The organism is Pseudomonas sp. 50_B (genome assembly GCF_017491625.1).
GTDB lineage: Bacteria > Pseudomonadota > Gammaproteobacteria > Pseudomonadales > Pseudomonadaceae > Aquipseudomonas > Aquipseudomonas danubii.
This window is the reverse complement of sequence record NZ_JAFGYX010000240.1, coordinates 1-225: the sequence shown is the minus strand read 5'-3', so window position 1 is coordinate 225 and position 225 is coordinate 1. Positions and strand designations below refer to the sequence as shown.

The 225-nt window shown below is 62.7% G+C and carries 1 pseudogene; it reads left to right on the top strand.

From position 1 onward, the window contains the following. Nucleotides 1–225: pseudogene (locus J5M73_RS31790) on the top strand (arginine-ornithine antiporter); the annotation flags it as partial.

The window sequence follows — 225 nt, the reverse complement described above, 5'->3', positions numbered from 1 at the left end:
CCAACGCCCTGTGGCTGACCAATGCCATGGTGCAGATCTTCCTGGTCATCACTCTGTTCTCGGCCAGCACCTACCTGTCGCTGATCTACCTCGCCACCTCGATGATCCTGGTGCCCTACCTGTGGTCGGCGGCCTACGCGGTGTTGCTCAGCGGCCGTGGGGAAACCTACGAGCAAGCCTCCCGGGAGCGGATGAAGGACCTGTTCATCGCCGTCGTGGCCCTGA